Annotated in this window: 14 protein-coding genes and 1 tRNA gene; 7 read left to right on the plus strand and 8 right to left on the minus strand. The window is 52.4% G+C overall.

Annotation, left to right across the window (positions count from 1 at the left end; translation table 11 throughout):
• Positions 1-3: 3 nt before the first annotated feature.
• Positions 4-2,130, plus strand: coding sequence for a GumC family protein (locus HF685_RS10735; RefSeq protein WP_168819901.1), 2,127 nt, complete (start codon positions 4-6; stop codon positions 2,128-2,130).
• Between the two features lie 9 nt (positions 2,131-2,139).
• Here HF685_RS10735 and HF685_RS10740 read toward each other — a convergent pair whose 3' ends face one another.
• The 4 genes from HF685_RS10740 to HF685_RS10755 are packed head-to-tail and all read right to left on the minus strand — an operon-like array spanning position 2,140 to position 6,483.
• Positions 2,140-2,943 carry a glycosyltransferase gene (locus tag HF685_RS10740; RefSeq protein ID WP_168819903.1) on the minus strand — a complete coding sequence of 268 codons (804 nt, stop codon included), beginning with the start codon at positions 2,941-2,943 and terminating at the stop codon, positions 2,140-2,142.
• A complete protein-coding gene (locus HF685_RS10745) occupies positions 2,940-4,298 on the minus strand; it encodes an O-antigen ligase family protein (RefSeq protein WP_168819905.1) in 1,359 nt (452 codons plus the stop codon). Before HF685_RS10745 ends, HF685_RS10740 begins: the two co-directional genes overlap by 4 nt.
• Positions 4,295-5,398, minus strand: a complete 1,104-nt coding sequence (locus HF685_RS10750) for an acyltransferase family protein (protein ID WP_168819907.1) — start codon at positions 5,396-5,398, stop codon at positions 4,295-4,297. The genes HF685_RS10745 and HF685_RS10750 overlap by 4 nt, the downstream gene beginning before the upstream one ends.
• The gene (locus tag HF685_RS10755; RefSeq protein ID WP_168819909.1) at positions 5,395-6,483 is read right to left on the minus strand and encodes an MATE family efflux transporter; all 1,089 of its coding nucleotides are present in this window, start codon (positions 6,481-6,483) and stop codon (positions 5,395-5,397) included. The genes HF685_RS10750 and HF685_RS10755 overlap by 4 nt, the downstream gene beginning before the upstream one ends.
• On the opposite strand from HF685_RS10755, the gene HF685_RS10760 reads away from it, so the two are divergent.
• The gene (locus tag HF685_RS10760) at positions 6,470-6,667 is read left to right on the plus strand and encodes a hypothetical protein (RefSeq protein ID WP_168819911.1); all 198 of its coding nucleotides are present in this window, start codon (positions 6,470-6,472) and stop codon (positions 6,665-6,667) included. The two genes, HF685_RS10755 and HF685_RS10760, sit on opposite strands and share 14 nt — an antisense overlap.
• On the opposite strand, the gene HF685_RS10765 is transcribed toward HF685_RS10760, so the two are convergent.
• The 3 genes from HF685_RS10765 to HF685_RS10775 all read right to left on the minus strand — a co-directional run bounded on the left by HF685_RS10765 (position 6,660) and on the right by HF685_RS10775 (position 9,202).
• Positions 6,660-7,793: a glycosyltransferase family 4 protein gene (locus HF685_RS10765; protein WP_168819913.1), complete on the minus strand. Its 1,134-nt coding sequence runs from the start codon at positions 7,791-7,793 to the stop codon at positions 6,660-6,662. The genes HF685_RS10760 and HF685_RS10765 overlap by 8 nt on opposite strands.
• A complete protein-coding gene (locus HF685_RS10770; RefSeq protein WP_168819915.1) occupies positions 7,790-8,893 on the minus strand; it encodes a glycosyltransferase family 4 protein in 1,104 nt (367 codons plus the stop codon). The genes HF685_RS10765 and HF685_RS10770 overlap by 4 nt, the downstream gene beginning before the upstream one ends.
• A gap of 220 nt (positions 8,894-9,113) precedes the next feature.
• Positions 9,114-9,202 (minus strand) — tRNA-Leu (locus HF685_RS10775).
• A 248-nt stretch (positions 9,203-9,450) separates the two neighbouring features.
• Here HF685_RS10775 and HF685_RS10780 point away from each other — a divergent pair.
• Complete coding sequence (locus tag HF685_RS10780; protein ID WP_168819917.1) at positions 9,451-9,723, plus strand: hypothetical protein; 273 nt, start codon at positions 9,451-9,453, stop codon at positions 9,721-9,723.
• A 16-nt stretch (positions 9,724-9,739) separates the two neighbouring features.
• Here the strand turns inward: HF685_RS10780 and HF685_RS10785 are convergent, their stop codons facing one another.
• Positions 9,740-10,474, minus strand: a complete 735-nt coding sequence (locus HF685_RS10785) for a zinc-ribbon domain-containing protein (RefSeq protein ID WP_168819919.1) — start codon at positions 10,472-10,474, stop codon at positions 9,740-9,742.
• Positions 10,475-10,698: 224 nt separating this feature from the next.
• Between HF685_RS10785 and ftsE the strand changes: the two genes are divergently transcribed.
• From ftsE to HF685_RS10805, 4 genes are read left to right on the plus strand one after another with little or no spacing between them, the layout of a single operon-like run.
• Positions 10,699-11,409 carry a cell division ATP-binding protein FtsE gene (gene ftsE, locus HF685_RS10790; RefSeq protein WP_168819921.1) on the plus strand — a complete coding sequence of 237 codons (711 nt, stop codon included), beginning with the start codon at positions 10,699-10,701 and terminating at the stop codon, positions 11,407-11,409.
• 12 nt (positions 11,410-11,421) lie between these two features.
• On the plus strand, positions 11,422-12,318 hold the full coding sequence (locus tag HF685_RS10795) for a cell division protein FtsX (RefSeq protein ID WP_168819923.1): 897 nt from the start codon (positions 11,422-11,424) through the stop codon (positions 12,316-12,318).
• A gap of 9 nt (positions 12,319-12,327) precedes the next feature.
• On the plus strand, positions 12,328-12,861 hold the full coding sequence (locus HF685_RS10800) for a YdcF family protein (protein WP_168819925.1): 534 nt from the start codon (positions 12,328-12,330) through the stop codon (positions 12,859-12,861).
• Positions 12,862-13,551 carry a lysophospholipid acyltransferase family protein gene (locus tag HF685_RS10805; protein WP_168819927.1) on the plus strand — a complete coding sequence of 230 codons (690 nt, stop codon included), beginning with the start codon at positions 12,862-12,864 and terminating at the stop codon, positions 13,549-13,551.
• Positions 13,552-13,569 lie beyond the last annotated feature (18 nt).

Below are 13,569 nucleotides of genomic sequence, written 5' to 3' on the forward strand. Positions count from 1 at the left end.
GCCATGAGAAATAAATCCCTGCCGGATTCTGGCTCCTTGATCGAAAGACTCGACATAGAAGCAATTCTTTCCTCGTGCAGAAGATATGCAGGGCAATTTTGCGTGATTTCGGTTGGTCTCTTGGCCGTCGTTTTTCTCTTCACCTTTCTTCAAACACCGAAATATGAAGCCACGGCTCAAATCAGGATAGATACTCAGGTGCGACCGGTCTTGCCTTCTACCGAGCTTCCTTCGGAGCCCGCCGCCAAGATTGATCAGGTCATCGATACGGAAGTCGAACTCCTTCATAACCGAGCGTTGGCCTATGGTGTTGCAAAGCAATTTTCGGGCAAAAAAACTCCGAAAATTAGCGCAGATACTGTCGTAGAAAATATCACCATCAACCGCTCGGGCGAGACGTCGCTTATCAATATTAATTTCTGGTCGGACAATCCGCAAACCGCTGCCGCAGTGGCCAACGCTTATGCGGAAATCTATCTAGGGCAGCAAATTGTGGCAAAACGAAAAGCGGCCTCGCAAAAAAATGCGCTGCTTGCGGAGCGAATAGACGAAATGGCAGTCGCGGTCGAAGATGCCGAGCGACAAGTTCAGAATTTCAAAAATTCAGAAGACCTAATGAGCGTTGAAGGCGCGACGCTAGCTGAGCAATCGATTGCCTCGATAGATGACGCGCTCGCGAAAGCGCTGGCGGAAGAACAAGCGGCGATCGGTCGGCTTGGAAGCGCCCAAGGCGCGAGTGCCAGACTGGCTGCGGCCAGAACTCCGGCGCTTGAAGCATTACTTTCCCGGCACGCAGCAGCGGAGTTGGACTGGAAGCAGGCGCGCAGAATCTATCGCCCTGACCATCCAGGCTATCAGGCGGCAAGAGCACAGGTCGATCAAGTCGCATCCTCGTTGGCAGAAGAAGAACTTCGCGCAAAAACCGCTTTTTCAGCGCGCCGGGACGAAGAACTGGATCGCCTCCGGGCGGAAGCGCGCGCGGCGTCGGGTCGGCGAATCTCGTTATCCGGCACCGTGGGTACTACCAAATTGGCTCTGGCGAGAACCAATAGCGCTAAGGTGCAGCTGGATGCTTTGGAACGCAAAGCGCAAGCCGTTCGCGCAACTTATGAGGTATATTTGACACGCTATCAGGAGAGCACGATTGAGGCAGGAGCAGAGCAAACCAATGTCAGCATCGTATCACGAGCGGTCGCGCCGCTGACGCCATCAAAGCCGAATAAAGTCATGAATCTGATATTGGGAAGTTTTCTGGCGGTCGGAATGGCGTTATCATCCGTCGTGGCGTTGGCGAGCATGGATAGCCGGTTGTCGACACCTGCCGAAATAGCCCGCAAGCTTGGTGTCAGAGCATTGCCATCCTTGCCTGAAATGGCTTCTACGCTTGATAAGAAGACTCAAGTACCACCGACCCTGCCACCTGATCTTATCGCCGCTGGTCCCGGATCGGCTTTTGCTGAACAATATCGGAAACTGCTCGGCGAAATTTATCACGATCAACAAGCAGATCAGGCCAAAATTGTTCTGATCACATCGTCCTTGCCCGATGAAGGCAAGACGACGAGCGCAGTCTGCCTTGGCCGGGTGGCGGCGTTGACCGGACTAAAAGCTATCGTTGTTGATTGCGATTTGCGCATGCCATCGCTGCATCGATACTGCGCGAGTGGTGATTCTGAGATCGCCTCGGAAGGCCAGCCTGATTATCATGCGCTAGCTGAATATGTGGGGAAAGACCCGCTTACTGATCTCGAGCTGCTGATATTACCGGGTTCTGGCGGCAGCCATGCGGGTCAGTTGGGTGGTCAGGAAATGACCGCGTTGATCGCCATTTTGAGAGAAAGTCATGACCTCATCATTCTCGATGGCCCGCCGGTTCTGGCCTCCTCGGATGTACTCGCTCTCTCAAACCATTGCGATACTGCTCTCTTGATGTGCCGTTGGCGCTCAACTGCGTTGAATGCTGTGGAAGAAAGCCTGTCAATCCTCTCGCGAACTAACATCCCGGTGGCCGGGGTAGCTCTGTCGATGGTAGATTGGCGCAAACAGGCGCGCGAAGGATATGGCGATCCGGCATTTTATTCATCCCAATATGGCAGTTACTTTCAGTCCGGCGATGAGAGTGCTGCTTAGTGTCAGCCTCTATGCGCCGCGACCGACGACGCGGAATAAATTCCGCCGCCATCTTCTGGCAAAAGACGGAACCAGCGACAGCATTGCATAGGCCGCCAACGTCTTGAGAAAAGCAGCACGGTTGCCGGAATGGGCGTGATGGATCACACGCGCGGCGCATGAGAACATGGCTTGTTGCTTGCGCCGACTTACTGTTATTGATTCCGGTCCATAATGTCGCGTGACCAACGGCTCGGGAACCGCAGCAAAACGGAAACCAGCGCGGATAGCGGCGAGATAGAGTGCATAATCCTGCGCATTGGTGAAGGTTTCGTCATAGCCACCGAGACTCATTACAGCCTCTTTTCGGAATGCAAGCGAAGAATGGATCAGGACATTACGCTTCCGTAGGGCTGCCTTAATGTCGGGATCATTGAGGGGACATTTGATTATGAACTGTTGTTCCATTGCTTCTGAAACTTCTCCCATTGCCCAACTGCCAATGAAATCGGCCCCGGTCGCGGCAAAATGATCCAGTTGACGAGCGATGCGGTCATGGCGACATTCATCGTCATCATCGCACCGGAAAATATACTCGCCCGTCGCGATTTCCAATCCTTTGTTGAGTGATGCTGTGATACCAATGTGCTTACTGTTAAACAAAAAAGCGACACCCGGCCACTTCGCTCTCAGCCCGTGACGTTCTTTCTTGTCAGTAGACCGGTCAAATATGATGATAAGCTCTTCGGCGGGGCGTCTTTGTGCGAGCAGACCGGGGAGATATTTGTCCCATCCCGGTCTCCCCAGCGTCGGCATTAGAATAGAAACCGTCATGGGAGCACCGCTCCTGCAACAGTTTTAGCGGACGTCGCAATGGCGTTATTGCCGACACCAATTCCACTATAGCGCCCGGTTTCCTTCCGGCCATTCTGGCGCAATTGTGAGACCAGAGGATAAAATAACGGGATAACAAACCAGAACATAAAGTCCGAGGTCAGCGGGCCCTCATTATGAAAGGCGATGTGGACAATATAAGGAAGAAATCCGAGCCAGCCAAACAATGCCGCTCTGTCTCGCGGAATGATCTGGGGGATGATGATAATCAACAATATGCCGTATTTGGTGAGCATCTGCAGATAATAGTTGTGCAATGAAAAATGCCGGATGACATTCGGGTTTTGCAGGTTTGCAGTAAAATGGAGGTGGGCATTGGCATACTGGGTGCTGTCAAACAGCAAGCCGTAGCCAAACGGCTGTTCGACAAAAAGCCGTAGACCAAAGAGTGCCAAAGCCTCTCGACCCAAGGCTGACCCGTCTTTGGTGCTGGCAACGCGCAGTCCCGTTTCACCGAGCATTTCGAATAGGGGAAGGCCGGCAACCATGACGATGCTGATGACAGGCAAGAGGATCACAACTATGCGCGGTGCGACGATGATAAAGTAGGCCGCAGTGAAAGCGGCAAAACCGAGAAGGGGCGAACGGTTGCCTGATGCGACGCACACAAGCATCATCAGCATCAATCCCAATATCAGCGGCAAATCTGCCTGCTTTAAGGCGGTGCCATCCGTGTTGTGAACTCGATATGCAAAGAGAGCAGCGAACGCGAGGCACGTTTGAGAACCCAGATGGACAGGCGTGAATGACAGTCCCAGCGCGCGCTTTTTCTCTTCGTAAAATGCCGCAGTGATTGCAGGATCGGCCATCAGGTCGCCTGAAAAGGCGCGCGCCTGCCAAGCCAGATCAATGCCTGCCAGCTGGGCAATGGCGACCGCAGCCGACAAACCCCAAACGCATAGAAATAATCGGCAGAGTGGATTAATCCGGAAATGGGCAGCCAGCATCATCGCTAAAATAAGCCCAGCGGCAGCCTGCAAATGAACCTCGGCTATTTGCCTTATTAATTCATTGGTATCAGCCCTGTTCAGCAGGCTTACAATTAGCCCAACCAGCATGCAAAATCCGATTACAAACAATGCTTTGCGCGCGCCCGCTATCGCTTCAACGAGAAGATCATATGCTGAGATTCCTGCCAAGGCCAATGAGAAGACAATACAAAGCGCCCGGAGCGGTAAAGCGCCGATATGGAGATTAACCGCTGCTACCGACAGGAAAAGTCCAACAGCAAAGAGTGCCAGAGCGCTGGTCAAACCAATGTGGCGCATGATCGGAATTGGTCTGCGATCGTTCATTTTTCAGAACGCGCGAGTTGCAATTTTTCCATTTTTAGCAGCGTAAAAATGGTCATCAGCCGGTCGAAGAAAAATTGACGAAAGCGCCACTCCGCAATCCAGGATGCGGAGACAGCGAGGACATATGTGGCGACAAGAGCAACGAATATCGCGACTTGATAACTCAGATACCCCGACAACGCCTTGATTATGGTCAGGCCAATGATCTGATGGAACAGATAGAAGCCATAGCTGTTATCGCCGATATGGAGGAATAGCCTGGACTGCAGCAACGCAGCATCAAGCGCCAAACACGCGGCGAGAAACAGAGTGAATATCGCTGTCCCCGCCGCCTCAAAATCAGGGTTGGCGGCGGATTTTAAAAGCGCCTGCGCCAATGCCAATATGATCACGATGCTCAGTAGCGGCCGGTGTTTATTGGTCAGCAGCAAAACCCCGATGGCGAAATAGGGGAGATACTGGGCAATGAAAAAGCCGTTTAGCCCACTCCCAATAGGTCCGAGGAAACGCATTTCGGACAGGCCAATGATCATTTCAATGGCTGACATCGCGATCGACAGGATCGCAAAATCCCGCGCAAAACTGCGGGGTCGAAACCAGGCCAGCAATCCTATCCAGAAATAGAATTTTAGCTCCACCAGGATCGACCAGAAAACACCGTCCATCCAGCGAAAGCCGAGATCCTCGAGGAAAAACAGACTCCCGAACAGATCAAGCCCGTCCCGTTCCTCAACGAAGAATTTCTTTGGACCGGATGGCACGACGGGCGGTTCAAAAAATTGCAGGAACAGGAATATCGAAAGCGAAGCCAAGATAAATAACGGCCATATCCGGGATATGCGCTTTGCATAAAAACGGGCTAAATTCTGGCTATGCGATAATGACTTGGCAATAAGATAACCGGAGATGATAAAGAAGACCAGCACGCCCAGCTTGCCGGAATAGAAGACCAAGAACGGGTCACTGTCCATGCCGAGATATTCCTGCGGGACGCGGTTGGAGAAATGATAATAGACAACCAGCAGCACTGCGATACCGCGCCAGATCTGGATAAAATCATACTTTCTAGCCGGAACCGTAACATCGCGTTTGACAGTCATGCCGCTGTTCCATGGTGGTTGGCAAGCAGCTTCAACGTAAGCCCGTCCCGCAGCGGATATTGCAGCGCCAGTAAAATTAGCGCCCATGCTGGTGAGGAAACAAGTGCCAGGGCCAGCAACAAGAGCGATGCAAAGCTGGCTAATGTTGTTGCCTTCAACAGGTGCAATGCGTCTGATCGTACGTTCAATATATAGGCTTGGCCGTAGACAGCGCGCACCATGGCTATGCCGTAGCTCGCAAATAATATGATGGTAGCCGCCGCGCCTGGCTGGAATTTTTGCATTGCCCCGCCACTGACACTTAAGAACCAGAACAATATGCTGCAAATCACCCCTACAAGGGTGAAAACACCGCCGATGACGCGCAGCATTGATAGCCCCGGCATGGTATCCACAAACTGGCGATAATAGATATAGAAACCCGGTTTGAGCATATTATAGATGGTTCGTCCGGTGGAATAAGCCAACGTATAAATGCCCAGAAACTCAAGCCCGAAAACCCAACCCACAAGCAGTTTGTCGATATGCTCCAATGATGCGGGCAAGATTCCGGCATAGCTAAAACGTCGTGCCTCAATCGCTTCTTCGACTTTGAACAATGCGGCGGTGTTTGTACCGATGGACCCAAAATCAAACGCATGTCGGGCAAAGAGGCTGAAGGATATAATATGAAAAACCGCGATCAGGCCCAATTGCGCAACCAGGGATATTGTGATCGAATGCCCCATGGCTGTCAGGGCGATGAAAATGCCCAGAACACCAACATATTTTATGGATTCTGCGGTACAATACGCCCCGAAATTCTTCTGGGATTGCCATTTCGCGAGATATAGATCGAATGGATAAATTAGCACACAAAGCGCGGTGATCCCGAGGACTGCCGGTGGTATGAAGGGAGCGGCGAAAGCCTGACTGACCAAAAAAAATCCCGATGTTGTGATGAAAATCAAAACCGAAACGACAAATCTGCTCCACAGCAATGCAGTAGCGCTCGGCTTGTCGTCCTTCGCCAAAGCCCGAATGAATATTTTGCCGGTCTCCGGGATGGTAATCAGGCCGATCAGGGCGAATATGGAAAAATACATTCGATATTCGCCGGTTGCCTCAAATCCCGAAGTAAAAGTGAGAAAAAGGATGATGGCAAAATTGACAGCGCCAGGAAGCGATGATGCAAAAATGGCGAGCGGGGCGTTTCGGATAAAATATCGGATGGAAATACGCTCAGGTATGAATTTACCAAATCCCGGACCGGCTGAAAGCTTCAATTGAACTGCTCGTAAAGAGCCATTTCTGCCGCTGCATATTTTGAGATGCTGTGGCGCGACAATATGGTTTCCCGCGCTCTTTTGCTGACGGCCATATTTTTGTCCCGCAAGATATCCTGCATTTTTTGCGCAATATTCTGTGATTCAAATCCGTTGATGAGATGACCGTTCACGCCATCATCAATAAGGTCGGTGATTCCGTCAATATCGGACCCTACACAGATTAGACCGCAAGCCATGGCCTCAATCAGGGCTTTGGGAAGGCCTTCATGCAAACTGGGCAAAATGAAAATACTGTGACCTTGTAACGCGGCGGCCAGCTGATCGTTTGGGATAGTCCCCGCAAACCGGATGTTGGCACCGATAGATGCGGCCGTTTTTCGCAAGTGCGTTTCGAGAGGGCCAGTGCCGTAGATCGTCAGAGATCTGTCGAGTAGCGCGCAAGCCCGGATAAGGTTCTCGAGATTCTTTTGAGGCGTGAGCCGGCTTACAGTGACCAGCGGATCATCAAAACTCAAATCCGTCTTTTCGGTGAAGAGAGAGGTGTCGACGAAGCTGGGAATCAAAGCGGTTTTTTGTTGATGTCCTTGGCCAGCCAATTGGTCCGCCACATTTCGGGCGCTGACAACAATTTTTTCTGCCGCGATGAATACGGCCCTTTCGACCATTGCCGCAAGCGCAGACCTTAGCGGCTGGCCGTTTTGACGAAAGCGTTTTGAAAGCAGATACCCAAATCGGAAAACCAATGGCTTTCTGGTGGCGACCTTTGCAATAAAAGCGGCCCAGCATCCGCTGACTTGATTGGTCTTTATAACGAAACTTTTCGCGATAAGCTGCCGCGCTAATAAAGGTCCAAAGAGGCTCCATAGAATATTTGGAAAGATGCTACGGCCACCGGAGTATTGTGGCGCGATAACATCGATTTTTGCGTAGCCAATATCGGCCAGTTTGATATTTTTGAGTAGCTCTCTGTCTCTATGATCGTAAGAGAAAATCTGGATGCCGATGAAGGCGCTGGTGTCCAGATAATATAGATAAAGCTGTATTTCGCGGCTCAGAATATTCTGGTGCTTCCATTTTTGCAGAGATCCGCCAAAGGATAGAAACAGAGTAAGAATTTTACCATTCATGCGCGATATTCTGCGTGATATTGGGAGGCGCGGTTTGTGAGAAGATCATCATAAATTTGCCCGGTCTTTGCAGCCACTTGATCCCAGTTCAGGAACTTTGTCTTGGCAACGCGGTAACGCGCCGGACTTGCCAGGACCCTTGCTATGGCGCTTTCGACACTCTTGCTATTATGGGGATCAAAATAATGGGTAGCGCCGAGTTCCAGGTCACGATTTTCCGGAATATCGCTGAGCAAAATGGGGCAGTTCCAGCTTATCGCTTCCAACACCGCGTTGGAATGGCCTTCATGAACCGAACAATTGATAAAAAGCTTCGCGCCTTCATAGAGTGCAGCGAGTTTTGCGCGCGGAATTTGGCCTGTCATAGTGATTTGATCGCAGAGGAAGGGCGATATTTGCCGCATATAATTCCTGTCGTCGACACCGCCAGCGATAACCAGTCTAATATTGGATTGCGCGTTTGCAAGATTGGAAAAGGCACGAACAAGAGAGAGATAGTTTTTTTGCGGAGTGATGCGTCCGACTGTCAGAATATAGGGGCCGTAGAGTTTGTGATCGGACTGTGGCGGTAGCGCCTTGATCTGGTCAATCGCGTTAGGGATAAGATGAATGTTCTTGGTAATGCCTTTGGCTTTCAGGCGTTGGACAAGGGCTGGCGTCACAACAATAATCGCATCGGCCCAGCGTAATTGCCACTCAGCAAGCAGAAATCCGAAGCGTCCGATGCGCCCCCATTTGGGAATCAGATAGTCAGCGGACCCATAGCGAACGACAATTTTAAACCCCAAAATTTTGTAGATGCCAAGGAACAGGGCGGAACCCAGCCCCATCAGGTGGACAATATCAGGTCGGAGCCGCGCTGCTAAAAACAATGCGCAAACATAGGACAGCAGCTTGTCGGTTTTCAGAAACCGGAGGGCCGGTGTTTGCAACAATTCCACGCCCTTAAAATCGCAGGATTTGACATGATTTCCTGTTCCCACGAGCACAACACGCCAACCGTCCGAGACAGCGCGCGGGAATATCTGTTCTGCGCATTTTTCAACACCGCCTTCGACATCTGGAATACCGCGCACGCCTACTACAAATATCGTCTTCATTTGGATCCTCAAAATGTCAAGTTGAGGAGAATCGCTGTTTTGATAAGCGGTAGCTCCGATCCAAAGAGCCTAGTTACAGGGTAGGACAATACAATAAGACCGAGCCAAATGGCCCCGACTGTCAATTTATTGGCGTATTGAGAGAACGGACCCCGGCCCGCTTGCATCGCAGGAGTTGTGACGATGATCGTGTTGCAATCGATCATGGTTTCGACGAATTTGGTGCGGTCGAGAAGACTCGAACTTCCACGGGGTATTAACCCCACAGCGACCTCAACGCTGCGCGTCTACCAATTCCGCCACGACCGCACTGTCATATCCGATGAGGCCACAAGGCCCATGGTAGGGGCGTGCCATTAGCAAAGCGATAGTATCGCCGCAACTCAATTGTGTGTCCCTCCAGGCGGCACCGATATTTACTTCCGGCCGCACAATGTCCCTATCTGTTACAAATTCCAATCGACCATCCGTTTTAGGAGGATATGGACCGGAAATTCCCAGCATTAACCTTCTATTTACCTTGTCGAAGCGGTCGATCAGGGCCTTTATCCTGATCCATGAGTACGATGCTTCTCTTTTTGATGTCTCTATCCGGCACGCCGGATGCCGCCAACCCGGTGCCGCGCGGTTCGGCGCGCGCGCATGTTGAGGTGAGTGCCAGGATTATAAGCGGTGAAGCTGTAAGGGCTCGGGCTGATGGTGAACTTCGACGTCCCAACATGACATCGTCCGATCGACCATATATGGAGCTACCGATCGCGCAATCCAGAACGAAGGTTGCTAGCGGGAGTAGCGATGCTGCCGATGAAATGCTGGTTGAATTCTACTGAATATGCGCACTATTTGTTACTGGTCGGTGCGTTCAGCGTCTGCCCAGCCCACTTCAAGCTGGCTCGCCGCGCGAGGCACATCCAGTTTGGCTTCGTTAAATTTAACTTTTGCGCCGGGCGCCAATGTTTTGGCGGGCGGCTTCATCTGCCAATTATAGACTACCCGCCCGGTAGAATCGCGCAATATGACCAGCATTGCCGGTACCGGTTGCTCTTCGGATGTGGGATTTATGATCGTCCCGCTCGCAGCAAAATATTCCGTGCCATCCTCAAGCGTCCGCCGGTCCTGTTTGGGACTAAGCTCTATCAGCAATTTGGTTTCGTCAATCGAAGCAAACTGATAATTGGCGAACCAGTTCGGCGCACCGAAAGCATAGAGCCCTCCGCCTGCAAGCACGATCAGTGCCGCAAATGCGATCGCAGCCATTGTCCAGAGTTTGGCCGGATTGCGACGGGGCTTAAACGGCGGCTCATGGGCAAAGCTGCTTGTTTCCGAGACAAATGGCGGCGAAGATGCCAGCGGCGGCGCGGTGGGTTTTTCAGGCGTTCTGCTGACTGGTGAGGTCGGGACGGCAGGCGGACTGCTCGCGCTATCTTCGGGCACCGGTATCGCAGGTTCTGGCGCGTTAACGCTGCCCTCCTGAAACCAGCTATGACGGCATGACGCGCAGCGTACGGACCGGCCGGTCGGGCCAATCGCGCTGTCGGGAACCAGATAACGGGTCTTGCAGGCCGGGCAATTCAATATCATGGTGCCAGTCTAAACACGCCAAAGCACAAAACTGCAAGCCTGTGGTTAATGCTTTTGAGACAAGTGCTTTTTTTTCCACGTTTTCCAGATTTGGATAATTGCTGACGAGCATCAAGCGGTTGATTTTTCTGCCTTACAGGCCCTATTGGAGAAACCGGAACGCCGAGTGACGCTATACCCTTTCCGGGGTTGCGCCACTGGCCGCTTTTTTGGATGACAGACCCATGAATGAAATTGTTCAGTTCGAGAATGTGGGTCTGCGCTATGGTGCCGGAACCGAAACTCTCGCGGACCTGAGTTTTACGCTCTATCCCGGCAGCTTCTATTTTTTGACTGGCGCGTCCGGTGCCGGGAAAACATCGCTATTGAAACTGCTCTATCTGGCGCAGCGCCCGAGCCGCGGTCTAATCCGGCTGTTTGGCGAGGATGCTGTGACCATGCCGCGCGAACGATTGCCCGGTTTCCGGCGGCGGATTGGTGTCGTGTTCCAGGATTTTCGGCTCGTGTCCCACCTGTCTGCTTTTGATAACATCGCGCTGCCCCTCCGGGTCGCCGGAGTAAAAGAAAAGGATCTGGAAACGCCGGTCGCGGAAATGCTGGAGTGGGTCGGCCTGGGCGACAGGGCTTCGGCGCGGCCTGCTACGCTTTCTGGCGGAGAGCAGCAGCGCGTCGCGATTGCGCGCGCGGTGATCGGGCGGCCGGAAATATTGGTAGCCGACGAGCCGACTGGTAATGTCGATCCGGATATGGCGATAAGATTATTGCAGCTCTTTGAGGCGCTAAACACGCTCGGTACGACTATTGTTGTGGCGACACACGATATCCATTTGCTCAGTAAAGTGCCTGGCGCACAGATGATGAAGCTGGAGCAAGGCTGTTTGTCTGACCCGACCGGTTCGCTGCGGCATCCACCGCTACCCAAAGATCAGTTTTAGAGATCGGCGCTGATGCTAGATTTCTTCGTTATTCCCGCCCATGATCGGCGCTTGATACCCGAAGGGCGACTATCTGGCCCGATGCCTTGGGTTGTGGCGATCATGATTTTTCTGACGGTGCTGGCGGCGGCGGCCGGACTGGCCTTTTCAGAAGCTGCGCGCAGCGTGACAGATGAGCTCTCGAGCAGGGCGACAGTCCAGATCGTCGAGGCGAATCCGGATAGCAGAACACAACAGACCAACGACGCGGCAGCCGGGTTAAGAGGGCTGGATTTTGTCAGCGAAGTACGGGTGCTGCCACAGTCAGAAATTGAAGCGCTGATCGAGCCCTGGCTTGGAACAGAGGGACTGGCCGGTGAAATTCCTATCCCTGCACTGATTGACCTGAAGCTGGACCGGCCAGTGAATGAAAAAGAGCTGCAAGCGTTGCGCAATGCCGTCAAGCCGCTAGCTCGCAGTGCAAGGGTGGAGCCCAGCAGCGGATTTATTTCGCCGGTTATTTCGTTAGTCCGATCGCTACAGTGGATAGCGGCCGGATTGGTTGCATTGCTTGCGCTGGCCACTGGCGCTGCAACTATTATCGCCGCCCGTGCCGCGCTCAACACCCACCGCGAAACTATTTCGGTCATTCACCTGCTCGGCGCTACCGACCGTCAGATTAGCCGGCTTTTTCAGCGGCGGATCGCGCTTGATGCGTTGCTTGGCGGCCTATTGGGGTTGCTTGGCGGTGGATTAATTGTCTGGCTCGTGAGCATGCAAGTCTCGGCCCTGGGTTCCGGGTTGATCCAGTCCTTGGGGCTGTCGTGGATCAGTTGGTTGATTATCGCCGCCATTCCGATAATGGGGATGCTCATCGCCATGTTCTCCGCCCGAATGACAATCATGGGCGCGCTAAGGAAAATACTGTAGTCCCTTCTGATGATATTACGATCGCTCAGCCTTATTCTGCTTCTATGGATCATCGGCTTTGCCTGGTTCGCGGTCGATCTGCCGCGCCAGGCCGACGAAGATGTACGTACCGATTCCGTTGTCGTGTTAACCGGTGGCTCGAAGCGCATTGATCGCGCCCTTACGATATTGGAAAGTGACAAGGCCAAGCGACTGCTGGTTTCGGGCGTTGATCGCAATGTCAAACCGGGAGAATTGGCCGCTGAATATGACAGACCCGTAAAATTGTTCGACTGCTGCATAGATTTGGGCTTTCAGGCGGTCGATACACGCTCGAATGCTTTGGAAACGGCGCGGTGGGCTGCGCGCCGGGAAGACAAGTCCGTCCGTTTGGTCACTTCTGACTGGCATATGCGCCGCGCGCAACTGGAACTCGAACGCGCCATGCCTCCAGAGATAACAATCGTATCCGATGCCGTGCAAACCGCGCCGTCTTTGGGCACTTTGTTCAAGGAATATAATAAATTTCTGATGCGCCGCCTTGCGGCATTGGCGGGCGTCTAGATGCTGGCATTCATCCGTTCCCTCATCTTCATGCCGATTTTCTATGGCGGTTCTACGCCGATCATCATCGCATCGTTCATCGCGACGGTGATAAAACAGGATAATATCCTGTACATGGCGAAATTGTGGAGCCGCTATCATTATTTTTGCGCGCGCTATATTCTGGGCATCAGCGCCGAAATCAAAGGTGAAATCCGTAACGAACCTTTGCTCTATGTGTTCAAACACGAAAGCATGTTCGAAACGATTGACCTGTTGCGGATTTTTGACAAACCGGTGGTGATTGCCAAGAAGGAATTGCTGGTCATCCCGCTATGGGGTTGGATTGCGACCAAGCACGGCCTGCTGGGTATCGATCGCGACGGCGGCGGCGCAGCGATGCGGCAGATTATAAAACAGGGAAAAAAGGCGATTGCCGAAGGCCGCCCGATTGTAATTTTCGCAGAAGGTAGTCGCGCCAGGCATGGCGAAAAGCCAGAGTTACAAACTGGTTTTGCAGGCATTTACAAGCTGCTAGGATTGCCATTGGTGCCAGTCGCGATCAACAGTGGAATTGTGTCCCCGCGGGATACATTTGTGCAAAAAAGTGGCGTGATTACCTACTCGGTACAGCCGGAGATTGAACCGGGGCTGGACCGCGATGATATCCGGGATCGGGTGCATGCTGCGATTAATATATTGAACGATTAACGTGTAATTTTCTTTCAA

It is taken from the genome of Parasphingorhabdus halotolerans, from assembly GCF_012516475.1.
GTDB lineage: Bacteria > Pseudomonadota > Alphaproteobacteria > Sphingomonadales > Sphingomonadaceae > Parasphingorhabdus > Parasphingorhabdus halotolerans.

Bases quoted from the DNA above. Each gene is read 5' to 3' on its own strand.
- HF685_RS10800 (WP_168819925.1), top strand. From the start codon at position 12,328: ATGATATTACGATCGCTCAGCCTTATTCTGCTTCTATGGATCATCGGC.
- HF685_RS10760 (WP_168819911.1), top strand. From the start codon at position 6,470: ATGGAAAAATACATTCGATATTCGCCGGTTGCCTCAAATCCCGAAGTA.
- HF685_RS10745 (WP_168819905.1), bottom strand. From the start codon at position 4,298: ATGAACGATCGCAGACCAATTCCGATCATGCGCCACATTGGTTTGACC.
- HF685_RS10740 (WP_168819903.1), bottom strand. From the start codon at position 2,943: ATGACGGTTTCTATTCTAATGCCGACGCTGGGGAGACCGGGATGGGAC.
- HF685_RS10770 (WP_168819915.1), bottom strand. From the start codon at position 8,893: ATGAAGACGATATTTGTAGTAGGCGTGCGCGGTATTCCAGATGTCGAA.
- HF685_RS10805 (WP_168819927.1), top strand. From the start codon at position 12,862: ATGCTGGCATTCATCCGTTCCCTCATCTTCATGCCGATTTTCTATGGC.
- HF685_RS10750 (WP_168819907.1), bottom strand. From the start codon at position 5,398: ATGACTGTCAAACGCGATGTTACGGTTCCGGCTAGAAAGTATGATTTT.
- HF685_RS10795 (WP_168819923.1), top strand. From the start codon at position 11,422: ATGCTAGATTTCTTCGTTATTCCCGCCCATGATCGGCGCTTGATACCC.
- HF685_RS10765 (WP_168819913.1), bottom strand. From the start codon at position 7,793: ATGAATGGTAAAATTCTTACTCTGTTTCTATCCTTTGGCGGATCTCTG.
- HF685_RS10780 (WP_168819917.1), top strand. From the start codon at position 9,451: ATGAGTACGATGCTTCTCTTTTTGATGTCTCTATCCGGCACGCCGGAT.
- HF685_RS10785 (WP_168819919.1), bottom strand. From the start codon at position 10,474: ATGATATTGAATTGCCCGGCCTGCAAGACCCGTTATCTGGTTCCCGAC.
- HF685_RS10755 (WP_168819909.1), bottom strand. From the start codon at position 6,483: ATGTATTTTTCCATATTCGCCCTGATCGGCCTGATTACCATCCCGGAG.
- ftsE (WP_168819921.1), top strand. From the start codon at position 10,699: ATGAATGAAATTGTTCAGTTCGAGAATGTGGGTCTGCGCTATGGTGCC.
- HF685_RS10735 (WP_168819901.1), top strand. From the start codon at position 4: ATGAGAAATAAATCCCTGCCGGATTCTGGCTCCTTGATCGAAAGACTC.